The following is a 24,219-nucleotide window of genomic DNA, read 5'->3' on the forward strand; positions in this document are numbered from 1 at the left end:
CATTGATTTGGGAATTATTTATAGGTTATACTGGAAATAAAAATTACATTATTAGATAAATACCAGGAGGCTTACATCATGGAACGAGTAGAAAAATTCTTAAAAGAAGCAGAAACATATTATTTAGCAACCGTAGAAGGCGACCAGCCAAGAGTCAGACCTTTTGGTACAGCACACATTTTTGAAGGAAAACTTTATATTCAGACAGGTAAGGTGAAAGAGGTATCAAAACAGATTCATGCAAATCCAAAGGTAGAAATCTGTGCATTTAAAAATGGAGAGTGGCTTCGTGTAGCAGGAGAACTTGTGGAAGATGACAGAAGAGAAGCCAGACAGTCGATGCTTGATGCTTACCCATTATTACAGAAGATGTATTCAGCAGACGATGGAAACACAGAGGTATTTTATTTTAAAAATGCTACAGCAACATTTTCATCATTTACGCATGATCCGGAAGTAGTGAAATTCTGATGACAAAGGACGAGTGGTACAGGCAGTTGTTCGAGAGACTGGACAATTCCAAATTTCGAAGCAGCTTTCATTTGAAGCAGAAAGACATAGATTACATAAACCAAAAGGGACTTGATACGATCAGACAACATGCAAAGGACTTTATTGCAAAGAGAGAAGCTCCCGCATTTATAGCAAATGATGGCAAACAGACTCCTATGAGGGGCCATCCGGTATTTATTGCCCAACATGCAACTGCAACATGCTGCAGAGAGTGTATCCGGAAGTGGCACAAAATGCAGCCGGGCAGGGAACTGAGTCAGGTGCAGCAGGATTATCTTGTAGATATAATTATGACATGGATTCAAAAAGAACTGGAAAGGCAGAAAAAGAAATTATGAAAATGCAGATATTTGTAGATGCAGATGCGTGTCCTGTAGTAGGCATTGTAGAAGAAATAGCAAAGAAATATAGTATTCCAGCCACATTGCTGTGTGATACGAATCACGTATTATATTCAGACTATAGCGAAGTGATCGTAGTTGGTGCAGGAGCAGATGCTGTAGATTACAAGCTGATTAGCATTTGTCATAAAGGGGATGTCGTAGTATCTCAGGATTATGGTGTCGCTGCTATGGCACTTGGAAAAGAAGCGTATGCCATTCACCAATCCGGTAAGTGGTACACAAATGAAAATATTGACCAGATGCTTATGGAGCGGCATCTTAACAAGAAGGCAAGACGCAGCTCGCATAAGAATCATATGAAGGGACCAAGAAAGCGTACAGAGGAAGATGATGTACGCTTTGCTCAGTCTTTTGAAAAACTCATACAGATGGCAAAAGCAAAAGAAGGTGCTCAGAGTGGGACTATTTAAGAAAAAGACAGTTATAAAGACTTATGATAAAGAAAATAAGAAGCCGGTAATTAAGGCAAGCATCTGTAACGGTGAGCAGGTTGCCGGTTTTAAGGACATCCATACAGGTAAGATCGAAGAGGTTATGCTGATTAAAAGTCAGGCGGATCTTGATGAATTCAAGAAAATGTATGGAATAGATGGTGAGATAGAAAAGGAGTATTGATATGAGCATATTAGGAAACATACTTTGGAAAGCAGTTTTTCAAAATTGCAAAATTATCCCTGATGCCATTTGGCGCAGAGGTAATCTGACCGGCAGGAGAGCATTTTTTGTGAGTTTAAAAGAATAGGCAGGAAAGATGTGTGACATAACAAGGTTACAGATGGATGAGAAAGGAAAACACGATGAACATATATGATGAATTGGAAAATTTAAAAGCCAGGGCTCGATCCAATCCGGAACTTGCGCAGGCGTTGTTAGCTACCCGGGAAATGAAAAATCCGGTTTCCGCATTCTGCCGTATTGCGCAGGAGCATGGATGCACCTTTTCCGCTATGGATCTGGTCTCTGCCGGTGAGGATTCTTACGCAGCAATGCGTCGCTCCACGAATGGAGGCGGCGAGAATTCTCCGCTGTTGCAGGGAGAAGATGATCTGTACGAGATGTTTTTAATTGAATTGACGTAAAAGATTACTGCAGAATGGAGAAGACATGAAACCCAGAACACAAAAATCAATGGAATTATATAACACCCTCCTGAACCGTGGCTTTCCACAGGAGTTTTGTGAGCAGATTTCACTGAATCTGAACACAGACTGGACGGCACAGAGGATGCTTGGCTATTTGTCACATTACAGGAAACTTCCGATGGCGGAAATCGTGGACGAGATGCTGGCAATTCTAAGTGACCGGAACCGGATTATGCAGAAGCATGAATGGGAGAATACAAATGCGAAATGGAATGAATTTTTAAACCAGGGATTTCAAAAAGAGGATTGAAAAATAATATGAAAGAGGTTTTTTATGAGTTATTGGAAAAAATTTAAAAAGAAGTATATGGGGGATCGTGCGTTTTACCGCCATTATTTATTGCTGGCAGTGCCAATGATCCTGCAGAATGCCATCACGAACCTGGTCAGCTTTTTGGACAACATTATGGTGGGACAGCTGGGAACGGAACAGATGTCCGGTGTTGCAATCGTAAACCAGCTGATTTTTGTGTACAATCTGGCAATTTTTGGAGCGGTGTCGGCGGCAAGTATTTTTGGTGCGCAGTATTTTGGCAATGGGGATCACAGGGGACATATGCATTCGTTTCGTTTTAAGCTTTATGCGACGCTGCTTGTGTCAGGGCTTACCATGTTGCTGCTGCTTACGAAGGGATCGGATCTGATTTCCCTGTATCTGACGGATACTGCGGGAAATGGAGCAACCGATGTGGCACTTCAATATGGAAAGCAGTATCTGGTGATTATGCTGGTGGGACTGGTTCCGTTTGCAGTGAACCAGGCATATGCCACCAATATAAAAGAAACGGGACAGACGCTCGTTCCGATGCTGGCAAGTTTTGTGGCGGTGGGAACCAATGCAGTGCTGGATTATCTGTTGATTTTTGGTGTGGGACCATTTCCGGAACTTGGGGTGACAGGGGCGGCACTTGCCACTGTGATTGCCCGGTATGTGGAAGCGGTTATTGTTGTCTTCTGGGCACATAGAAACCGGGAGAAGAACCGGTATCTGGAAGGGGCTTATCGCGGATTTGGAATCCCGGTGAGCGAACTGAAAACGATACTGATCAAAGGGCTTCCTCTGATGTTCAATGAGGTTTTATGGGCGGCGGGCATGACCACCGTTACCCAGTGCTATTCTGTGCGCGGACTTGATGTGGTGGCAGGGCTGAATATTGCCACGACGATTACCAATTTGTTTAACATTGTCTATATACAGTTGGGGGCATGTATCAGTATTGTTGTGGGACAGTATTTGGGAGCCGGAGAACTGGAAAAGGCAAAAGACGCAGACAACAAGATGATTGTTTTCAGTGTCTTCTGCTGTGTGATTATGGCAGCAATCATGTTTCTCGTGGGGGGATTTTTCCCTGATATTTACAATACGACAGCGGAAATTAAGGATCTGGCTACAAAGTTTATCGCCGTTTCTGCGCTGATCATGCCGTTTTGTTCGTTTAGTCATGCATCTTATTTTACGCTTCGTTCCGGTGGAAAAACGATGGTTACGTTTTTATTTGATTCGGTGTTTACCTGGGTGGTTGTTGTGCCGGTTGCATTTTTGCTGGCACACGGTACGGGACTTGGAATTGTAAGTGTTTATTTTCTGGTACAGGCCACGGAACTGATCAAGGTCGTGATCGGATACTGCATGGTACGAAGCAACGTCTGGGTGGTAAAAATGGTATAGGTGATCAGGGATCAGAAACTCATGCTACGGCATTATTTATAAACAATTGTTAAATGTTTGAAAAATATTTGGAAAATGGACAACTTTTGTGAAAGAATCGGTTATAATAATTTCATCTGAAAATTTAACAAAAAATACATAGGAAGCGGATGGAATTATTATCATGGAACAGGAAAACAGAGTCAGAATGGAACGAATTGCAGCAGATCCACAGTCCGGGCTGTCTGCAGAGCAGGTAAAAAGAAGGTTTGCACAGGGAGAAAACAACTATAAAGTAGAGTCTTCCACGTTGTCGGTTTCGGAAATTGTGCGTTCAAATGTCTGCACATATTTTAATCTTGTATTTGCTGTGATTGCGGTTTTGCTTGCTATTGTGGGTGCATGGTCGGATATGCTGTTTCTTCCGATTATTGTGGCAAATACCTGTATTGGTATTATCCAGGAGGTACACTCCAAAAAGGTGCTGGATAAATTATCCATTCTGAATGCGCCGCATGCAGTTGTAATCCGTGACGGAAAGCGGCAGGAGATTCCGGCAGATCAGCTGGTGCTGGATGATATTGTGGAATTTTCGGCGGGAAGCCAGATTCCGGCGGATGCGAAAGTGGTATCCGGAGAGCTGCAGGTGAACGAATCCCTGATCACCGGAGAGTCGGATGAAATTGAAAAACGGGAGGGGGATTCCCTGCTTTCCGGAAGTTTTGTGGTATCCGGAAAGGCATGTGCACGTCTTGAGAAGGTCGGAAAAGATTCTTATATTTCAAAGCTGACCCTGCAGGCGACGAAAAGCAAAAAGGGAGAGCAGTCAGAAATGATCCGCTCCCTGAATTATCTGATCATGGTGATGGGAATTATTATCATCCCGATCGGGATTGCCCTGTTCGTGCAGTCGTTTATTTACAATGAGGGAACGTTTCATGACAGTATCACCGGTATGGTGGCGGCTATCATCGGAATGATTCCGGAGGGACTGTATCTGCTGACAAGTGTGGCACTTGCGGTCAGTTCCGTGCGGCTGGCACAGAAGAAGGTATTGATCCACGATATGAAATGTATTGAGACGCTGGCGAGAGTCAATGTTCTTTGTGTGGATAAAACAGGCACGATCACCGAGCCGGGGATGCATGTCTATGATTTTTCTGTTCTGGATGGGGCAGATCAGCTGGAAATTTCCCAGCTGCTGGCAGATTTTGTGGCAGCGCAGGAAAAAGACAATGCGACGATGGAAGCACTCAAAGCGCATTTCTCAAACGGAAGTGGTATGCGGGCAAGGGAAGTGTATTCGTTTTCTTCGGAAACGAAGTATTCCGGAGCCGTGATGAACGATGGAAAATCTTATGTGATCGGAGCACCGGAATTTGTTCTGCGGGGGCAGTTTGCCCAGTATCAGGAACAGATTGCCACCTACAGCAGCAAAGGCTACCGTGTGCTTGTATTTGCGCAATATGAAGGGACGCTTGACCGGAAACCGCTGACAGAGCCGGTACTTCCGCTTTGTTTTGTGATGCTTGCCAATCCGATCCGCAAAGGGGCAAAGGAAACCTTTACTTATTTTGCGGAAAATGATGTTGATATCAAGGTGATTTCCGGTGACAATCCGCTGACGGTTTCCGTCATTGCGGCAGAGGCGGGGATTGTGGGTGCGGAGCGTTTTGTCGATGCATCGACTCTGAAAGAAAAAGAAGATTATGATCGCGCGGTGGAAGAATATACGGTATTCGGCCGTGTGACCCCGAGCCAGAAGCGGATGCTGGTACAGGCACTGAAAGAACATAAAAAAACGGTTGCCATGACCGGAGATGGTGTAAATGATGTGCTGGCACTTAAAGATGCAGACTGCAGCGTGGCGATGGCCTCCGGCAGCGAAGCCGCTTCTAATGTGGCACAGCTGGTACTTTTAGATTCCGATTTTTCCAGAATGCCATCGGTGGTCGCAGAGGGACGCCGTGTGGTAAATAACATTGAGCGGACCGCCGCATTGTATATTGTAAAAAACATTTTCTCCATGCTGCTTGCCATTTTCTCCGTGATTCTGATGCTGGATTATCCACTGGAACCATCACAGGTATCGCTGATCAGTATGTTTACGATTGGTATTCCGTCGTTTGTTCTGGCACTGGAGCCGAATAAGGATCTGATCCGCGGACATTTCCTGACCAACGTACTCGTGCGGGCACTTCCGGCAGGACTGACGGATTTTATCGTAGTAAGTGGTCTGGTGATTTTCTGCCGGGAATTTCAGGTAGATCTGGATTGTCTGTCTACATCATGTACCATTCTGGTTGCAATCGTTGGTTTTATGATTCTGCACCGCATTGCAAGACCGATGAATACCGGACATATTGTAATGCTGGTCGGCGTGATTGCAGGATGGATTCTTTGCATGCTGTTTGGCAGAAGTTTTTTCGGAATTACGGAAATTTCCAAACAGTGTGAAATGCTGATGGTAATTTTTGCAATTATTACGGAACCGGTTCTTCGGTATCTGAGTCTGATTGTTGAGTGGATTTCTGCGAGATGCCGCATGATCCATGCCCGTTTTTCGAGGGCGTAAAAGTGGGGCTGGTTCTTGCATGCATATAAGGAATCGTATATAATAAAAAACATACTAGTAGAAAAGCAGGTGTGGATGTGCAGAAGAGAATCAGGCAGATAGCCGCAGGAAAATTCGAATCGGATCAGCCTTCGCTTTCTATTTCGGACGAGGAACTGTTTCTTACGGTTACAGAAGGACAGGAATATACCGGGGAATTTGAAATTACCAGTGAAAACCATATTCCGGTGAGGGGCATTGTCTACTCCACCCACCCAAGGATGGAGTGCCTGACTCCCCAGTTTGAAGGCGAAAATATACGGATTCGGTATCAGTTTCATAGTAAGGGTCTCGTTGAGGGGCAGGAGGAAAAGGGTGCGTTTGTGATTCTTTGCAATCAGAGTGTACACAGCCTTTCTTTTTGTGTATCCATATCCCGTTTATATGCGCAGACTGCCACAGGTGCGATTCGCAGTCTTTCGGATTTTACGGCACTTGCAAAGGAAAACTGGCAGGAAGCATATCAGCTCTTTTATCACAAGAGTTTTCCCAATATTCTAAAAGCAAAAGAGACAAAAGAAAAGATGTACTATCAGGGGATTCTTGCGGCAAAACCATCGTCGCAGAATCTGGAAGAATTTTTGGTGGCAGCCGGCAGAAAAGAACAGATCCATTTTACAATTTCTGAGACAGACTGCCGGTTTGATGCGCTTACCGAAAGCCAGCAGCAGAAGATCGAAATCAAAAAGAGCGAATGGGGATATTTGGAACTTGCCATCACCTCCGATGCCGCGTTTGTACAGCCGGCACAGACGCAGATTACTTCGGAGGATTTTCTGGGGAGTACGTTTGTCCTGAAATACATCGTGGACTATGACCGGATGCATGCCGGAAACAATTATGCCAAAATTACTTTTTCCTCGGTATATGAGACAAAGGTTCTGGAGATTTATGCGCACAAAGGGGAAAAACAAAAGTCAAAAGAACAAAAAGAACATGCCAAAATCAGGGAATGTCAGTCCGGGCTGGTAGAACTGTATGAGGCATTCCGCCTGAAAAAAATTGTGACAGGTGTGTGGGCAAATGAGTCGGTAGAACGTTTAAACCAGCTGCATGCCATGCTTCCGGATCAGGTGATGTATCCGCTGATGAAAGCACAGGCACTGGTGATCAATCACCAGAAACAGGAAGCGGAGTGGATTCTTGAGGAATTTAAACGGGAATGGCCCGATCACCATACACCGGAGTGGGGGTATTATCTTTATATTATGACGCTTCTGGAACGGGAACCGGCATATGTGGACCGCATGACGCATGAGATTGAAATGATTTTTCATGAAAATCCGGATTCTGCTTTGTTATTCTGGATTCTTTCGTTTCTGGAAGAGGAATATTACAACAACAGTGCGCACAAACTGCGTGCAATTGTGCACTGGGTGATGAGTGGCTGTGTTTCCCCGTACCTGTATCTGGAGGCATACGATCTGATCAGCCATGACCCGTATCTGCTCACAAAACTGGGAAGATTTGAAGTGCGGATTCTGCGCTGGGCAATCCGTCATCAGGTTTTGACGAAGGAACTGGCAGCACAGATTTTTGAAGTGGTGGAAATGAATCAGGGATTTCATCCGGTTCATTTTGAACTGATGCAGGCAGCTTACGGGACAGAGGAAAAACCGGAATATGTGGGACAGATCTGCAGTTACCTGATAAGAACCCAGCAGTTTGATACAAAATTTCACCACTGGTATGAAAAGGGAATCGGGCTTGAACTTCGGATTACCGGATTATACGAGGCTTATCTGATGTCACTGGATGAACGGGAGATTGCATCGGTTCCGAAAATTATCCGGATGTACTTTCAGTATGACAGTAATCTTCCCTATCGGAAGATGGCAATTCTTTACAACAATATCATTGCGTCAAAGGAAAGCGAACCGGAAATTTATGAACAGTATCGCCGGGTGATGAGCCGTTTTGCCATGGAACAGATCGAGCAGGAACATGTGGACGATAATCTGGCGGTGGTTTATGAGGACATGCTCGAACTGGGGCTGGTGAATGAAGAACTTGCAAAATGTCTTTCCAATATTCTGTTTGCGCATAAGCTGGTAATTATGCAGCCGCATATGGTCCGCGCGATTGTATACCAGAAGCAGATGAAAGATCCGCAGATCGTTCCGATTGTAAACGGATGTGCCTACGTGTCCCTTTTCTGCAGGGAATATGCCATTTTGTTTGAAGATGGGAAAGGCCAAAGATATATCCACAGTGTCCCGTACCGGCTGGATTCCCTGATGGATGCCGGATCGTATCTGGAGAAATGTACGGCACTGGCACCGGAGGAACTTCCGTATATTGTTTCCCATTTTGGGGAAAAGCCGGATCATCATATGTTTGATGCCAAAGAGGAAAAATTTTTCCGGAGAGTGCTGTTTGCACAGGAGCTGGATACGGAATACCAGTCGTATTTTTCCAGGGAGATTGTGCGTTATTATCAGAAAAAAGAGCAAAAACCCCTGGTGGAACAATATCTGGAACAGGCAGATTATGAGCAGATGCCGCAGGCGGTGCGTCAGTATATGATGGAATCCCTTGCGGACTGGCGGATGTATGACCGGTTGTATGAACAGATGCAGGAATATGGGCTGGATCAGATCGGATCATCGGCAAAGGTTGCAGTTGCCACCTATCTGCTGGATGCGATGGAAGAGAGGGAGCAGGACGAGGAACTGCTGCTTTTGTGTACAAGTGCGTTTTTAAACAAAAAATACAATGACAGGATTCTGCAGTATCTGAGTGATTTTTATTCCGGACCGGTTGAGACCATGCTTCGTTTATGGAGAGCAGCACAGGATTTTGAACTTCGGACAAGAGATCTGGAAGAACGGATTCTTGAGCAGATGCTGTATACGGATATGGATCTTATGCAGGCACTGGAGGTATTTGCGCATTATTATGAAAGCGGTGGGCAGGAACTGATTGTTCTTGCGGTTATTACGGTATTTGCGCAGAACTATTTTGTAAAAGAAGCCGCGCTGCCAAAACAAATCCTTGCCATAATACGGAGACGGTATCAGAGCGGAAAGAAACTAAATGATGCCTGTAAACTTGCCCTGCTCAAATCGTTTTCCGGGATGTCCTCTCTGCAGGAGGCACAGTATGAAGCCGCAGATGTGCTGCTGGCAGAGTTCACCGGAAGAAATATGAATTTTTCATTTTATAAAAGACTGGACCGGCGGCTGGTACAGAAATATCATTTGTATGACAAAATTTATGTGGAACACCGGACAAACCCAAAGAAACATGTCGTGCTGCACTACAGCCGGGATGAGGACGGGGAGCAGTTTCACGAAGTGGATATGCCGAATGTCTATGCCGGTATTTTTGTGGAAACATTTGTGGTATTTTTCGGGGAGGAGATCCAGTATTACATCACCGAAGAATATAAAAATAAGGTCGTCTCGACGGAAAGCAATCGTCTGACCTGTAACGATATCTATGCACAGAAAGATGAAAGCAGGTACAATCTGATCAACCAGATGCTGATTTCAGAGACTTTATCCGATGAAGTTTCCATGTTTCAGACGATGAAACAGTACGCAGGATATGATGAGGTGACGAAAAAAGTATTTAAGCTTTTGTAAGCAGGATGGGAGAAGAGATGGAAGCCAATACCTGTTATCTTGGCATCGAACTGAACGACTCGTATGCCATGGTAAGTTATATGCAACCGAATATGGAAGAACCGGAGACGGTCAGCACGATTGCCGGCAGTGAAAATTACCGGATTCCCACGCTGCTTGCCCGACGCAAAAATGTCGGCATGTGGTATTATGGGGAAGATGCCGGAAGGATGGCAAAAACCAGTGAGGTGATTTGTGTGGATTCCCTTCTTCGCCGTGCCGCTGCATCGGAAGTGATTACCATTGCAAAAGAGAGTTATGATGCAGTAGATCTGCTGGCACTGTTTATTAAAAAAGTGATTGAACTTCCGCAGAAACTGGGAAATACTTCGCATGTGACCGGAATTGTCCTGACGGTGGATCATCTGACGAAAGAGTTGATCGGCATTTTCCGGCATGTGGCAGAACTTTTAGGATTGTCGCAGGAAACATTTGCGGTGATCGATGACAAAGAGAGTTTCTATGCGTTTGCCATGAACCAGGAGAAATCTTTGTGGATGCACGATGTGTTTTTGTTTTCCTGCGGGAAGAATGCCGTCAGTTCCTATGACCTTTCGAGGGATATGCATACGAAGCCGCAGATGATCACAATTCACGCAACCGGGGCACAGGAACTGGGAGAGGAGAAAGATGAGGCGTTTGCAAGGCTTCTGACTAACTGTTTTGCAAACCGTCCGGTATCTTCGGTTTATCTGGTCGGGGACGGGTTTGACGGAGAATGGATGAAACAGTCACTGGCAGTTCTCTGCCGGGGACGGCGCGCGTTTTTGGGACAGAATCTTTTTTCCAAAGGGGCATGCTATATGGCTCGCATCCGTGAAATGGGAGAAAACTGGCCATTCATTTACATGGGCGAAAACGAGATGAAATTTAATCTGAGTTTAAGTGTCGTGGAAAAAGAAAAAAAGAAGGTTTTAAATCTTGTCAGTGCCGGGAAAAACTGGTTTGAGATAAAAAATACATGTGAGGTGATCCTAAGCGGCACGCCGCAGGTGGAATTTTTAAAGCAGCTTCCAAGCAGCAGTACTCCCCAGATACAGACGGTGGAACTTGAGGATCTTCCGGTTCGTCCGGACCGCACGACAAGACTCCGGATTACGGCCAGTCCGGTGGCAAATGATAAGATTGAAGTGGAAATCCGGGATCTGGGATTTGGTGAATTTTTCCCGGCTACCGGCCGGGCATGGAAAAGTATCATAATGATGGGATAAACGTATGGGTGAATTATTACTTTGTCATGAAACAATTGCGGCTCTGCCCTATTATATAGAGGAAACCGGGATAAACATATATTCCATGGAAGAACTCAGCTATTATATTTCCGGAAATGTGTATCTTCTGGATCATTCTTTCATGTGCGAGAGTTTATGTACATGGGTGGAAAAACAGATGCATCGTGTCGAACTCGCACAAAAACTCAGGGAGAATATCCGCACGGAAGGAAAATTGTCCGATTTTGTTTTTGCCATATTGCAGGATACGGCATACTGTACCATGAAAGAAATGCAGGAGATCGTTTTTGCGGTCCGGCAAATGGAACAGAAGTCGGATTTTGAATGTGACAAGATCCGGGCAGACCAGCTGATGGAGAAGGAAAAATATCTGGCAGCTATTTACCGGTATAAACATCTGTTAGACGAAGCAGATACGAAAGAAACCGGTGAGGTTCTGCGGGGAAATATCTGGCATAACCTCGGAACGGCGTATGCACGTCTCTTTTTGTTTGAAGAGGCGGGGCGCTGCTTTGAGAAGGCATATGCATTTAATAAACAAAAGGAATCTCTCCGGGAGTGCCTGATGTGCTGCCGCTGCCGGCATGATGAGGATGCGTTTGCGGAAATTGCAAAAAAATATCAGGTGGAGGAGAGAAAGCAGCAGGAAATCAGAAATGAAATTTCCATCGCATGTAAGAGCGAAAAACTCGAACAGATTGAATCCCATCTGGAAGAATTAGCGCAGCTGACCGGGGGTGCCCAAAAGGGGAAGGCAAGGAAAGAAGCAATGGATGTGATTGTTCAGTGGAAGAAAGATTATCGAAGGAGCTGCAAGGTATAACATATGATTTTTTCAAATTTATTTCATAGAAAAAAGAATAAAGAAAGTGAGACAGGAAGTTTCTCACAATATGATCAGAGCGAGTATGCAAAACTTGAGACAAAAAACATTGTAAAAGAATTGAATCTGTCGGACGCGGCGCAGGCAAAGAAATATGTAGTGGATTTGTGTAAGCAGATGATTCAGGCGTCTAAGGATATTGAAGACAGTAAATCGGAATATCAGCTGGTGACAAATTATCTGACAGATATTCAGATTCTCGAAGACCTGACGGACGCAGAGCGTAAACCGATTCTTGAGTGTGCCACACAGGTCGCAAAGCTGGAAAAGCAAAGAACCGATTTTCTGAAAACCAAACGCCGGCTGACAGATACGCAGTTTGCGCAGATGCAGGAGGAAGAAGAGAATCTTCCGGGAGTGATCCGCCGGCTGAAAGCCAATGAGGCAGATCTGGATGCGATCAAGAGAAATATGGCATATCTGGAAGGAAAAAAACTGGAATGGTCCATGCAGCGGTCAGATTCCGCAAAGGTACAGAAAGTAACTCGTACCGCAGCATGCTATCTGTTAGCTGTATTTATTACGTTGTTTGCTTTTGTGGGAATACTTTCCTGGTATCTGAACAGGGATCTGCAGCTGGTTTTCACCATTATGGGATTTGCAGCTGTGGGAGCGGGCGCGTTTATTTTGATCCGTTATCAGGATTCCACAAGAGAGATCCGTCAGGCGGATGTCAACCGCAATCAGGCGATTACTTTGGAGAACCGGGTAAAGATCCGCTATGTCAATACGAAAAACGCGGTGGATTTCATCTGTGAAAAATATCATGTCCGCAATGCGAAAGAACTGGAATTTTTATATGGACAGTATCAGGAGGAAGCGCGGGAAAAGGAAACATTCCGTAAAACCAGTGATGATCTGGATTATTATACGCAGAATCTTCTGCAGTATCTGACACGGCTGCGGATGTATGATACCCGTGTATGGCTGACACATGCAAATGCGCTGGTCGACAGCCGGGAGATGGTAGAGCTGAAGCATGAACTGCTGACAAGGCGGCAGAAACTGCGCGCACGTATGGAGTACAGTGTGGGAAGTATCCATGAGATGAAGGGTGAGGCTCTCAAAAATATGAGCAAGCTCGGAAACAATGCTTATCAGCTGGAGCAGATCATCCGCAAGATTGAGGCGATGAATCCGGTATTTAAGTAAAAATAATAGTGATTTATTACGTTTTCTTTTGAGATAGCCGCCCAATGTGAAAGGGGCGGCTATCTTTTGTCTTATCGTGTAGTGTTTTGCATACAGTCAAAATTGGGATTGAAAGCATAGTAGTTTTTGCTGTCCAGTTCTTCCTGCAGCAGACGAAGAGCCTCGCCAAAACGCTGAAAATGCACAATTTCACGCTCGCGCAAAAAGCGGATCGGATCAGCAACTTCCTGATCTTTTGCCAGACGCAGTATATTGTCATACGTTTTTCTTGCTTTTTGTTCTGCTGCCATATCTTCCACCAGATCAGCAATGGCATCACCACTTGACTGAAATTCGGTAGCGGAAAATGGAACTCCACCCGCAGCCTGTGGCCAGACACCTGCGGTGTGATCAATATAATATGGTGCAAATCCGGAAGCTTCCAGTTCTTTGGCGGAAAGTCCGCGTGTCAGCTGGCGGACAATCGCACCAATCATTTCGAGGTGAGCAAGTTCCTCGGTTCCGATGTCAGTAAGTACACCGGCAATCCGCGGATTTGCAAAAGAAAACCGCTGGGCCAGATAGCGCATGGAAGCTCCCATTTCGCCATCGGGACCACCGTACTGACTTATAATAAAAGATGCCATCTTAGCATTTGGTGTTGAAATGGAAATCGGATATTGCAGTCTTTTTTCATAATTCCACATAGCTTATTTCACTCCTTCCCATGGCATTGGACCGTCATTCCAGTCCCAGTCCTCCAGCGGCTGGCTGCCAAATGCGGACAACGGTTCGAAACGTTCCTCGTATGTCTTTTTAGCTGAATTGTATAATTCGTTGCACTGATTGTAATAAGAGAGTGCCTGTGCGTCATCCGGATGGGTGTCCAGATAAAGAAGCATATCATAGGCACAAAAGCCCAGTGCCATAACCCAGCGGTACAATTCCGACCGGTTCATTGGCTGAGAAGATGGTCTTGTCATCGCCGCCGCCCTCCCTGCATCATATTCATATTGCATTTTCCGGTAAAAGGTTTATCCAGTTCCGGAAAAATTGTGCCTGCGGCAAGCCCGCGCATGGGATCGTAGGTTTTGCCGAATGTCTGCCAGGGAACGTAGCACATGCCAGGTACCTGATGGCTGCCATTGTCTGTTTCCGGCATAGTATTAATAGTTGCATTCATGGATTTCTTTTTCCTTTCTGATCAGCATATACTGTATGATATGTTTCGTTTGCGTTATGTGTGTATTTGTTATATAATAAAACACATGACAGAATAAGGAGAGAAACGCAATGAGTAAAGTAAGAACAAGATTTGCACCAAGTCCGACAGGAAGAATGCATGTGGGAAATCTTCGTACGGCATTGTATGCATACCTCGTAGCAAAGCATGAGGGCGGAGATTTCATCTTAAGAATAGAAGATACCGATCAGGAGCGTTATGTGGAAGGCGCTGTAGATATTATTTACCGAACCCTGCAGAAAACAGGCCTGATCCATGACGAGGGACCGGACAAGGATGGCGGCTGTGGACCATATGTACAGAGTGAGCGTCAGGCACAGGGCATTTATTTAAAATACGCCAAAGAGCTGATCGATAAAGGCGAGGCCTATTATTGTTTCTGTGACAAGGAACGCTTAGAGGGACTCAAAAAAGTAGTTGCAGGAAAAGAAATTCATGTATATGACAAGCACTGTCTGCATCTTTCCAAGGAAGAAGTAGAAGAAAAACTTGCCGCAGGCGTACCGTATGTCATTCGCCAGAATAACCCGACGGAGGGAACGACAACGTTCGAGGATGAGATTTACGGGGATATTACCGTTGACAATGCGGAGCTGGACGATATGATTCTGATCAAGTCCGATGGATATCCGACTTACAATTTTGCAAATGTGGTAGACGATCATCTGATGGGAATTACCCATGTTGTCCGTGGAAACGAGTATCTTTCCTCTTCCCCGAAGTACAATCGTCTGTATGAGGCATTTGGCTGGGAAGTACCGGTATATATCCATTGTCCGCTGATTACGGATGAAAATCATCAGAAGCTGTCAAAACGATGCGGACATTCTTCGTTTGAAGATCTGGTAGAGCAGGGATTTCTGACAGAGGCGATCGTGAACTTTGTTGCATTGCTTGGATGGAGCCCGGCAGATAACCAGGAGATCATGACACTCGAAGAACTGGTAGAAAAGTTTGATTACCATCATATGAATAAATCACCGGCAGTCTTTGACTATACCAAGTTAAAATGGATGAACGGGGAATACATCAAAAAAATGGACTTTGACAAGTTCTACGAGATGGCACTTCCGTATATCAAAGAAGTGATCACCAAAGATTATGATCTGAAGAAGATTGCACATATGGTACAGACCCGTATCGAGATCTTCCCGGATATCAGGGATCACATTGATTTCTTTGAGGAACTTCCGGAATATGATGTGGCAATGTACACGCACAAGAAAATGAAGACAAATGCACAGACTTCTCTTGAAGTGTTGCAGGAGATCCTTCCGGTCTTAGAGGCTCAGGAAGATTACAGCAACGATGCATTGTATCAGACACTTCTTAAGTATGTAGAGCAGAAAGGCTGCAAGAACGGATATGTTATGTGGCCGATCCGTACGGCAGTATCCGGCAAGCAGATGACACCAGGCGGTGCCACCGAGCTTATGGAGGTTCTTGGAAAAGAAGAGTCTCTTGCCCGTATCCGTAAAGGAATCGAGCTCCTTTCTCAGGCACAGTAGAACATTCTCACGGGAGAACGAATGAACTATAATAAATCCCAGCAGCAGGCCATCCGCCATAAGGATGGCCCGATGCTTGTTCTGGCAGGTCCCGGTTCCGGGAAAACTGCGGTAATTACCCAAAGAACGAAACAGTTAATTGAATATGAGAACATAGATCCGTCCAATATTCTTGTGATTACATTTACGCGGGCGGCGGCACAGGAGATGAAGCAGCGTTTTCTTGCAGCGACAGGAGAAGAGAGAACGAAAGTGACCTTCGGTACGTTCCACGCCATATTTTTCATGGTGTTGAAGCTGGCGTATCATTTTGATTCCGGAAATATTATATCGGAGGAGCAGCGATATCAGTTTATGCGGGAGATTCTGTCTTATCATCATCTGGAATACCGGGATGAAGGGGAATTTATCGGGGATGTTTTAACGGAGATCAGCCGTGTGAAAAATGAGCAGATTCCGCTGGAACATTTTTATTCTTCCAGCTGTGGGGAGGAGGTTTTCCGGAAGATTTACCGGGAATATGATGAGCGGCTCAAAAGGAACCGCCTGATTGATTTTGATGATATGCTGACATACACATATGAGTTGTTTTCCCAGCGGAAGGATATTCTTTCGGCATGGCAGAAAAAGTACCGTTATATTCTGATCGACGAATTTCAGGATATCAATCTGATCCAGTGGAAGATCATGTGTATGCTTGCCGCACCGGAAAATAATCTCTTTGTAGTGGGAGATGATGATCAGTCCATCTATCGGTTCCGCGGTTCGAAGCCGGAAATTATGCTGGGATTTCAAAAGATATACCCGCAGGCAAAGATTGTGAATCTTGAAGTAAATTACCGGTGTGAGCCGCCGATTGTGGAGGCAGCTATGCGCCTGATCGCACACAATGAAGAACGTTTTCCGAAAAAGATCCGTGCCGGAAAAGCCGGGAAACAGAAGGTGCGTTTTCAGTACTTTGAGGACTGCTATAAAGAGAATGCATTTTTGGCAGAAGATATCCGGCAGACTGTGCAAAATGGGGTTCCGCTTTCGGAAATCGCAGTACTGTTTCGGACAAACATGCAGCCGCGTGCCCTGATGGAATATATGGTTTCTGCCAATCTGGCATTTCAGACGAAAGACCGGATTCCGGATATCTATGAGCACTGGATTGCCCGTGATTTTTTCACTTATATCCGCATCGCACAGGGAAGTGACAGCAGGGCCGATTTCCTTTCTATTATGAACCGGCCGAAGCGGTATATCGGCAGGGACAGCCTGCCCGATGAAACGGTATGTTTTGATGAGTGGATGAAATTATATGAGGAGCAGCCGTGGATCGCGGAGCGGATTGAAAAGCTGTGGTATGATCTGAAACATTTGTCCCGTCTGAGTCCTTATGCGGCAATCAACTATATCCGGCGGGGAATCGGGTACGATGATTATCTGGCAGAGTATGCCGAATACCGGAATGCGAATAAAGAAGATTTTTATGAAGTGGCAGATGAAATCCTTGCGAGTGCCAAAGGGTACCGTACATTTGAGGAATGGTTTGCACATATAGAAGAATACCGGCAGGAGTTAAAGAGACTGGCGCAGGAAAAGCGCAGGAATCAGAATGCTGTGACATTTGCAACACTGCACAGCGCCAAGGGGCTGGAATTTACAAAAGTGTATCTGATTGACGTCAACGAGGGCGTAATGCCTTATAAGAAAGCAGTATTAAAGCAGGATGTCGAGGAAGAACGGCGTTTGTTTTATGTGGGAATGACCAGAGCAAAGGAATCCCTGACCATCTGTTCGGTAAAAAAAATGCGTGGCAAAGAGGTGGAACTGTCGCGTTTTATCAAAGAAGCCGGTAAAGAGCCGTAAAAAACCTGCATCGGGTATTCGATGCAGGTTTAAAAAAGTTACTCTTCGTCTTCGAGTGCATTGAAGTAGTCATCATCGAGCATTTCATCGAAGCGGTCGGCAGCGGCTTCGTACTCGTCGTCATCCGTGATGCTGTCGATCTGTGGAATGCCATCCTCATCCTCCGCATAGCGGTAGAGATAAACGGTGCCTTCATCCGGATCAGAGCCGTCCGGATTGAGCGGCATCAGTGCAATGTAGTCCTGTTCATTTACGTCAAAAATGGTAAGGATTTTGCATTCTACTTCGCCTTCATCCAAATCAAGTGTTACACGAATATCGTCAATCTCATCCGGGGTAACGGGTGTTGCTTTTTCTTTATCTGCCATAAGATACCTCTTTTCTTAATCGTTTTTTGTGCCTTATATCATTATAAGCGAGGAGTAAGGAGCTTGTCAATTCGAAAAAGTGATATACAAAGTTTTTTAAAAAGGGTATAATGAAAAACATGAAAATACGAGATACGAAAAAACGAACAGACAATAGAAGGATCAGGGAAGGGGATTACGCAAAACCGGGAGTGACGATTCAGGGAGAATGGACCACTTTTACGTTTGATGCGGAAAAAGAGGACAGCTGTTTTGTGGTACTTAAGGATATACAGACCCAAAAAGAAGAAAAGATAGCTGTTCCGGCAGAATACTGCATGGGATCGGTGCGCTCTGTCGCAGTGGCAGATCTGCATCTGGAACATCTGATTTACGATTTTGAGATCAATGGAAAAAAGGTAATGGATCCGTGCGCACATGCCATCATGGGGCGTCAGGTCTGGAATGACAGTTCACGCAGCAGGCAGCAGTATGAGGTGCATGGGGCATTTGATGTGCAGGAGTTTGATTGGGGGGAGGATGTATGTCCGGAAATACCGAGAGAACAGATGATTATGTACAAGCTGCATGTGCGTGGTTTTACGATGGATTCCGGTACCAGAAGTGTTCCGGGGACATTTCGTGCGCTTATGAACCGGATTCCCTATCTGAAGAAACTCGGTGTGACAACGATCGAACTTATGCCGGTATATGAGTTTGAGGAAATTGAACTGCCAAAGCAGCAGAAACTTCCGGAATATATCCGTTGGAAAGAAAAACAGACGGATCAGATCCGCCCGGCAGAAGAAATAAAAGAGGCTCCGAGCAAAGTGAATTACTGGGGATATGAGCCCGGAAATTATTTTGCGGTGAAGGCATCGTATGCTGCCGATCCGCTGCATGCTTCCCGGGAATTCAGGATGCTGATCCACCGGCTGCATGAAAACGGCATGGAATGTGTGATGGAGATGTATTTTCCGGAGAAAGTGAATCATAATCTGATTTTAGAAGCGCTTCGTTACTGGGTGCGGGAATACCATGTGGACGGAATCCATCTGCTTGGAGAACATCTGCCCATTACAGCGATCGTGCAGGATGGCATGCTCAGCCGTACCAAGATTTTTTATGTGGATTTTGAGGAAAAAGCATGTGCGGCAAGCCGGAAATATCCGAATCTGTATATTTACAAAGAGGAGTATCAGTATCCGATCCGGCAGGTCTTAAACCATATCAATGGAAATATGCGTGATTTTGCCGATCAGCAGAGAAAACAGGGGGCTTTTTTAGGCTATATCAATTATATAGCAAGCAACAACGGGTTTACGCTTGCAGATCTGTTTATGTACAACGATAAACACAATGAGGAAAATGGAGAGCAGAATCTCGATGGGAGTTCCTGGAATTTCAGCAATAATTACGGCGTGGAGGGACCGACCAGAAAGCGTTATATCAATGCGCTGCGGAAATTAAACTGGAGAAATGCGGTTCTTATGCTTATGCTGGCGCAGGGGGTTCCTCTGTTGTGGAGCGGTGATGAGATGGGAAATTCCCAGAACGGAAATAATAATGCATACTGTCAGGATAATCCCACCGGCTGGGTGAACTGGAAGAATGAGAAGTCTCATCGCAGACAGATCGAATTTCTGCAGCAGGTAATTGCGTTTCGAAAAGAACATACCGTGCTTTCAAATCCGATGCCATTCCAGTTTTCGGATTATAAATCGCTGGGGTATCCGGATCTTTCCTATCACGGGACAAGTGCGTGGATGTTAGAACCGACACCGGATCATCTATGCCTGGGAATGCTTTATTGCGGGGCTTATGCCCAAAACGAAAAAGAGCCGGATGTCTATGTCGCCTATAATTTTCTTGCCGCGGCAACGGAACTGGCTTTGCCTAAACCGCGAAAAGGGAAACAATGGGTTGTCTGTATTGACAGCGGAGAAGAGGATGCTGCGTTTTTGGACGCACCAAAGCCCGTAAGCGGAGGAAAAATCATTCTCCGGCCACAGACCATCTGTGTGCTGGAGAGCAGGGAGATGAAAAAACATGGGTAATGCATGGAAACATTTTTGCACAATTACACATCACAAAAATCTGGTGCTTGTCGGTTGCTTTAAGATCGGACTATACAGGCAGGGGCTGCTGCATGATCTTTCAAAATATTCTCCGACGGAATTTCTGGTCGGTTGCAAATATTATCAGGGAACCATGAGTCCGAACAATGCAGAGCGGAAGGAAAAGGGGTATTCCCTGGCGTGGCTGCATCACAAAGGACGCAATAAACACCATCTCGAGTACTGGATTGATTATGATATTTCAAAAGAACCGGGGAAAGAACATTCGGGGATGGCAGGAATGAAAATGCCGGTGTGCTACGTGGCGGAAATGTTCGTTGACAGGATCAGTGCATCCAAAAACTACCAGAAAGACAAATACACGAACCGGAGTGCACTCGATTACTATATGCACGGCAGATCGCATTATCTGATCCATCCGGATACCGAGGCACTGATCCACTATCTTTTACTGATGCTGGCAGTGCGGGGGGAGAAGGAAACATTTGCATTTGTAAAGAATGAGGTACTGAAAGGAAACGTTCCTTATGAGAGGGAAAGCCTGATCCGGCGCATACAGGAACTGGCACCGGAAGAAAAAATATAAAAGGGAAAAGCACAGAATGCCTTCTGCTGACATAGAATATTAGAAAGCTGTTGGAAAAGGTGCTGTGTGAAAACATTTTTGGTTCCCCTGACACCGGAAGAGGAAACAGACTGTCTGTGCAGATTAAAAAACGGCGAGCAAGGGGCAAAGGAAGAACTGGTGTTGCACAACATGCGCCTGGTAGCCCATGTCGCAAAAAAATATGTCAGTTCGGAAGAAGAACAGGAGGATCTGATTTCCATCGGTACGATCGGACTGATGAAAGCAGTAGACAGTTTCCGGCCGGAATACGGAAATAAATTTGCAACGTATGCCATCCGGTGTGTGGACAATGAATTGCTGATGCATCTGCGATCAAAGAAAAAACAGCGCAAAGAAGTTTCTATGTTTGAACCGATTGGTACAGACAAAGAAGGAAACCAGATTCAGCTTGTTGATGTGCTGGAGTTTCATGATAAAAATGTAGCAGATGAAGTGACAAAAAGGGAGCAGATGAAAAAAATCTGTACCTTTATGAATGATGTGTTAAGCGAGAGAGAAGCATTTATCATTCGGCGAAGATATGGAATCGGAGGAAATCAGGAACTGACCCAGAGAGAAATCGCGCGGGCACTTGGAATTTCCCGTTCCTATGTTTCCAGGATTGAAAAGAGAGCACTGGAAAAACTTAAAAAAGTGATAAGCGAATAAAGTCGTTGCAAAAAGATGCATTTTATGATAAGGTAAATGCATCTTTTTTCATGCATGTGTCTGTGCAAAATTCCCATTTGTTGGAATGAGGTGAATATGTATAGCCAAATCAGGACATCCATGCTGGATGGAATCTGCGCAATGCCGGTACAGGTAGAGGTGGATATCAGCATGGGAATGCCGGTGTTTGATATGGTAGGATATCTTTCTCCGGAGGTGCGGGAGGCGAAGGAACGAGTGCGTACGGCGCTTCACAATTGCGGAATTCTTCTGCCTGCAAAGCGGATTACCGTAAATCTTTCTCCGGCAAATATAAGGAAAACCGGAACCGGATTTGACCTGCCGATTGCGGTTGCACTGCTGGTTGCCATGGGGCTGGTAAAACCGGAGAAGTGCGCGGACACGATTTTTTCCGGGGAGTTGAATTTAAGTGGACAGTTACTGCCGGTCCGGGGAATTCTGCCGATGGTTTCGGATGGAGTAAAGGAAGGAATTCATAAATTTGTTGTTCCGGCGGATAATCTTATGGAAAGCCGTCTGGTGCAGGGGGCGGATGTCTGCGGATTTCCTGCATTGGAATCGGTGATCGGCTATCTGCAGGATGGCGGTTATAAAGAGCCTGCATATGCAGGCCGGCGGCAGAACAGATCCCATGGGGTGCCGGATTTTTCCGAAGTAAACGGGCAGCAGTTTTTGAAACGGGCAGCGGAAATCGCAGCGTCCGGAATGCACAATATGCTTATGGTCGGGCCGCCGGGAGCCGGAAAAACCATGATCTCCGAGCGAATGGCTACAATCCTGCCGCCACTTACAAAAAAAGAGCAGCTGGAGGTTTCAAAAATATACAGTGTCTGCGGTCTGCTGGCAGACTCCCGGACACTGTTGCAGGAACGACCGTTTCGCAGTCCGCATCATACGGTCAGCATGGCAGGGCTTGCCGGCGGTGGACGAAGTATCCGGCCGGGAGAGATTTCACTGGCACATCATGGTGTGCTTTTTCTGGATGAACTCCCGGAATTTTCCAAATCAACGATGGAAGTGCTGCGTCAACCGTTGGAGGAACATCAGATTCATTTGACGCGCGCGGTCGGCAGTGTGACCTATCCATCGGATTTTTTACTTCTGGCATCTATGAATCCATGCAATTGCGGATATTATCCGGACCGGAATCGGTGCAGATGCACACAGGCATCCCTGCAGCGGTATTTTGACCGGATTTCCCAGCCGCTGATTGACCGCATGGATCTTTGTGTGGAAGCGCCGATGGTTACGTATGAAGAACTGACGGGAAACGGTAATAATGAGAGTTCAAAGATCATCCGGGACCGGGTGTGCGAGTGTCAGGAACGCCAGATTTTCCGGTTTAAAGATGAAATCTTTTCCCATAACAGTGGAATTCCGGCAGCAAAATTAAACCAGTTCTGTAAGCTGGGGGAAAAGGAACAGCGGTATATGGAAAACATGTTCCATAAACTGTCACTTACTGCGCGCACCTACCATAAAATTCTCCGGGTGGCACGAACAATTGCCGATACACAAAAGGCGGAAAACATCCGTGTCTGTGATCTGACAGAAGCTGTGTGTTACCGGAGTATCGGGGATAAATTCTGGGGAGGTATGGAAGAATGAGTATGTATGCGTACTGGCTTGCAAATACCGGACTGACCGTACATAAACTGACGGGGCTTATGACAGAAGGGATCGGTGCGGAAGAACTGTATGCATTGCAGGAGTCCCAAATGAAAAAAATCCGGGTTCTGGATGAAAAGGATGTGGAAAAAATCACACAATCCAGACGGCACTGGGATGTACAGGAGCACTGGGGAAAACTGCAGGGGGAAGGAATCGGTTTTGTCTGCGTGGAAGAAGCGCGGTACCCGCAAAAGCTCCGCCGGATTTCTGCAACACCTTATGCGCTGTATTATATTGGCAGGCTGCCAGAAGAAACACGAAAGAGTGTGGCAATTGTCGGGGCGCGGACAAGAAGTGCCTATGGAAGCCTGATTACGGGGAAACTGGCGAGGGCACTTGCGCAGAACCGGATGGATATCATCAGCGGCATGGCGATGGGGATTGATGCTGATGCGCATAGCGGAGCACTGGAAGAAAACGGGGATACCTATGCGGTACTAGGCTGTGGCGTGGATGTGTGTTATCCGAAAAGAAACCGGTATTTATATGAAAAAATGCAGGATCGGGGAGGCATTTTGTCGGAATATCCGCCGGGCACACCGCCGCTGCCGGGATATTTTCCGCAAAGAAACCGTATCATAGCCGGACTTGCGGATTACGTGATTGTGATGGAGGCAAGAAAAAAGAGCGGATCGCTGATTACTGCGGACTATGCCATGGAACAGGGAAAGGAAGTGTATGCCCTTCCCGGGAGAGTTACGGATGCCCTGAGCGAAGGAACCAACCATCTGATCCAGCAGGGCGCCGGCATTTTTGTAAGTGTGGAAGATTTCCTGCAGGAACTGCAATTACAGCCCCAAAATATAACGACACAAATAGACTTTAGAAAAAATCTTCTTGAAAAAGACGAATCGTTGGTGTATGCTTTATTAGATTTTTATCCGGTGGGTCTTGGAACCCTGATCGAAAAAAGTCCCTATGGTCTGGTAGAAATTCTGCCGGTTTTAGAGAGGCTGGAACAGAAAGGGTTCATTCAGGAGACCATTCCGAATTATTATATAAAAACAATTTAGATGATATAAGGAGCA

At 45.7% G+C, this 24,219-nt stretch carries 24 protein-coding genes; 20 read left to right on the forward strand and 4 right to left on the reverse strand.

What is annotated here, in order from left to right; genetic code table 11:
- Positions 1-78: 78 nt before the first annotated feature.
- From DXD06_RS00100 to DXD06_RS00160, 13 genes are all read left to right on the forward strand, one after another.
- The gene (locus tag DXD06_RS00100; RefSeq protein WP_117830187.1) at positions 79-471 is read left to right on the forward strand and encodes a pyridoxamine 5'-phosphate oxidase family protein; all 393 of its coding nucleotides are present in this window, start codon (positions 79-81) and stop codon (positions 469-471) included.
- Positions 471-851, forward strand: coding sequence for a DUF4186 domain-containing protein (locus DXD06_RS00105; RefSeq protein WP_055261980.1), 381 nt, complete (start codon positions 471-473; stop codon positions 849-851). Before DXD06_RS00100 ends, DXD06_RS00105 begins: the two co-directional genes overlap by 1 nt.
- Positions 852-853: 2 nt before the next feature.
- The gene (locus DXD06_RS00110) at positions 854-1,327 is read left to right on the forward strand and encodes a YaiI/YqxD family protein (RefSeq protein ID WP_117830461.1); all 474 of its coding nucleotides are present in this window, start codon (positions 854-856) and stop codon (positions 1,325-1,327) included.
- The gene (locus DXD06_RS00115) at positions 1,314-1,532 is read left to right on the forward strand and encodes a hypothetical protein (RefSeq protein ID WP_055261978.1); all 219 of its coding nucleotides are present in this window, start codon (positions 1,314-1,316) and stop codon (positions 1,530-1,532) included. Before DXD06_RS00110 ends, DXD06_RS00115 begins: the two co-directional genes overlap by 14 nt.
- 1 nt (position 1,533) lies before the next feature.
- Positions 1,534-1,659, forward strand: coding sequence for a hypothetical protein (locus tag DXD06_RS17750; RefSeq protein ID WP_330418124.1), 126 nt, complete (start codon positions 1,534-1,536; stop codon positions 1,657-1,659).
- Between the two features lie 55 nt (positions 1,660-1,714).
- Positions 1,715-1,996, forward strand: coding sequence for a Nif11-like leader peptide family natural product precursor (locus DXD06_RS00125; RefSeq protein ID WP_117830189.1), 282 nt, complete (start codon positions 1,715-1,717; stop codon positions 1,994-1,996).
- Between the two features lie 25 nt (positions 1,997-2,021).
- Entirely contained in the window at positions 2,022-2,309 is a 288-nt protein-coding gene (locus DXD06_RS00130) for a hypothetical protein (protein ID WP_195286948.1), read from the forward strand.
- A gap of 24 nt (positions 2,310-2,333) precedes the next feature.
- Positions 2,334-3,728 (forward strand): MATE family efflux transporter, encoded by a 1,395-nt coding sequence (locus DXD06_RS00135; protein ID WP_117830194.1) that lies wholly within the window; start codon positions 2,334-2,336, stop codon positions 3,726-3,728.
- Between the two features lie 163 nt (positions 3,729-3,891).
- On the forward strand, positions 3,892-6,282 hold the full coding sequence (locus DXD06_RS00140) for a cation-translocating P-type ATPase (protein WP_117830196.1): 2,391 nt from the start codon (positions 3,892-3,894) through the stop codon (positions 6,280-6,282).
- Between the two features lie 77 nt (positions 6,283-6,359).
- Positions 6,360-9,908, forward strand: a complete 3,549-nt coding sequence (locus DXD06_RS00145; protein ID WP_117830198.1) for a DUF5717 family protein — start codon at positions 6,360-6,362, stop codon at positions 9,906-9,908.
- Positions 9,909-9,913: 5 nt separating this feature from the next.
- Positions 9,914-11,158, forward strand: coding sequence for a DUF5716 family protein (locus DXD06_RS00150; RefSeq protein ID WP_226947843.1), 1,245 nt, complete (start codon positions 9,914-9,916; stop codon positions 11,156-11,158).
- Positions 11,159-11,162: 4 nt separating this feature from the next.
- Positions 11,163-12,002 (forward strand): hypothetical protein, encoded by an 840-nt coding sequence (locus tag DXD06_RS00155; protein WP_117830201.1) that lies wholly within the window; start codon positions 11,163-11,165, stop codon positions 12,000-12,002.
- A gap of 3 nt (positions 12,003-12,005) precedes the next feature.
- Positions 12,006-13,214 (forward strand): hypothetical protein, encoded by a 1,209-nt coding sequence (locus tag DXD06_RS00160; protein ID WP_055067933.1) that lies wholly within the window; start codon positions 12,006-12,008, stop codon positions 13,212-13,214.
- 71 nt (positions 13,215-13,285) lie between these two features.
- Here the strand turns inward: DXD06_RS00160 and DXD06_RS00165 are convergent, their stop codons facing one another.
- The 3 genes from DXD06_RS00165 to DXD06_RS00175 are packed head-to-tail and all read right to left on the reverse strand — an operon-like array spanning position 13,286 to position 14,376.
- On the reverse strand, positions 13,286-13,900 hold the full coding sequence (locus tag DXD06_RS00165) for a manganese catalase family protein (RefSeq protein WP_022046714.1): 615 nt from the start codon (positions 13,898-13,900) through the stop codon (positions 13,286-13,288).
- 3 nt (positions 13,901-13,903) lie between these two features.
- Positions 13,904-14,176 carry a spore coat protein CotJB gene (locus DXD06_RS00170; RefSeq protein ID WP_022046713.1) on the reverse strand — a complete coding sequence of 91 codons (273 nt, stop codon included), beginning with the start codon at positions 14,174-14,176 and terminating at the stop codon, positions 13,904-13,906.
- Entirely contained in the window at positions 14,173-14,376 is a 204-nt protein-coding gene (locus DXD06_RS00175; protein ID WP_082413849.1) for a spore coat associated protein CotJA, read from the reverse strand. The genes DXD06_RS00170 and DXD06_RS00175 overlap by 4 nt, the downstream gene beginning before the upstream one ends.
- A 110-nt stretch (positions 14,377-14,486) precedes the next feature.
- Here DXD06_RS00175 and gltX point away from each other — a divergent pair, with 110 nt between their 5' ends.
- Both gltX and DXD06_RS00185 read left to right on the forward strand, forming a co-directional pair.
- The gene (gene gltX, locus DXD06_RS00180) at positions 14,487-15,944 is read left to right on the forward strand and encodes a glutamate--tRNA ligase (RefSeq protein ID WP_022046711.1); all 1,458 of its coding nucleotides are present in this window, start codon (positions 14,487-14,489) and stop codon (positions 15,942-15,944) included.
- 21 nt (positions 15,945-15,965) lie between these two features.
- Positions 15,966-17,798 carry an ATP-dependent helicase gene (locus DXD06_RS00185; protein WP_117830203.1) on the forward strand — a complete coding sequence of 611 codons (1,833 nt, stop codon included), beginning with the start codon at positions 15,966-15,968 and terminating at the stop codon, positions 17,796-17,798.
- Positions 17,799-17,836: 38 nt separating this feature from the next.
- Here DXD06_RS00185 and DXD06_RS00190 read toward each other — a convergent pair whose 3' ends face one another.
- Positions 17,837-18,166, reverse strand: coding sequence for a DUF1292 domain-containing protein (locus tag DXD06_RS00190; protein WP_117830205.1), 330 nt, complete (start codon positions 18,164-18,166; stop codon positions 17,837-17,839).
- A 119-nt stretch (positions 18,167-18,285) separates the two neighbouring features.
- Here DXD06_RS00190 and DXD06_RS00195 point away from each other — a divergent pair, with 119 nt between their 5' ends.
- The 5 genes from DXD06_RS00195 (at position 18,286) to dprA (ending at position 24,204) form a co-directional block, all read left to right on the forward strand.
- Positions 18,286-20,202 carry an alpha-amylase family glycosyl hydrolase gene (locus DXD06_RS00195; RefSeq protein ID WP_158569447.1) on the forward strand — a complete coding sequence of 639 codons (1,917 nt, stop codon included), beginning with the start codon at positions 18,286-18,288 and terminating at the stop codon, positions 20,200-20,202.
- Complete coding sequence (locus DXD06_RS00200; RefSeq protein ID WP_117830209.1) at positions 20,195-20,809, forward strand: DUF5662 family protein; 615 nt, start codon at positions 20,195-20,197, stop codon at positions 20,807-20,809. The genes DXD06_RS00195 and DXD06_RS00200 overlap by 8 nt, the downstream gene beginning before the upstream one ends.
- A 66-nt stretch (positions 20,810-20,875) precedes the next feature.
- On the forward strand, positions 20,876-21,499 hold the full coding sequence (gene sigK / locus DXD06_RS00205) for an RNA polymerase sporulation sigma factor SigK (protein WP_022046706.1): 624 nt from the start codon (positions 20,876-20,878) through the stop codon (positions 21,497-21,499).
- 96 nt (positions 21,500-21,595) lie between these two features.
- Positions 21,596-23,128: a YifB family Mg chelatase-like AAA ATPase gene (locus tag DXD06_RS00210; protein ID WP_117830211.1), complete on the forward strand. Its 1,533-nt coding sequence runs from the start codon at positions 21,596-21,598 to the stop codon at positions 23,126-23,128.
- Complete coding sequence (gene dprA / locus DXD06_RS00215) at positions 23,125-24,204, forward strand: DNA-processing protein DprA (RefSeq protein ID WP_117830213.1); 1,080 nt, start codon at positions 23,125-23,127, stop codon at positions 24,202-24,204. The genes DXD06_RS00210 and dprA overlap by 4 nt, the downstream gene beginning before the upstream one ends.
- Positions 24,205-24,219: the final 15 nt, after the last annotated feature.

It is taken from the genome of Roseburia sp. TF10-5 (genome assembly GCF_003462365.1).
Taxonomy (GTDB): Bacteria; Bacillota; Clostridia; order Lachnospirales; family Lachnospiraceae; genus Roseburia; species Roseburia faecis.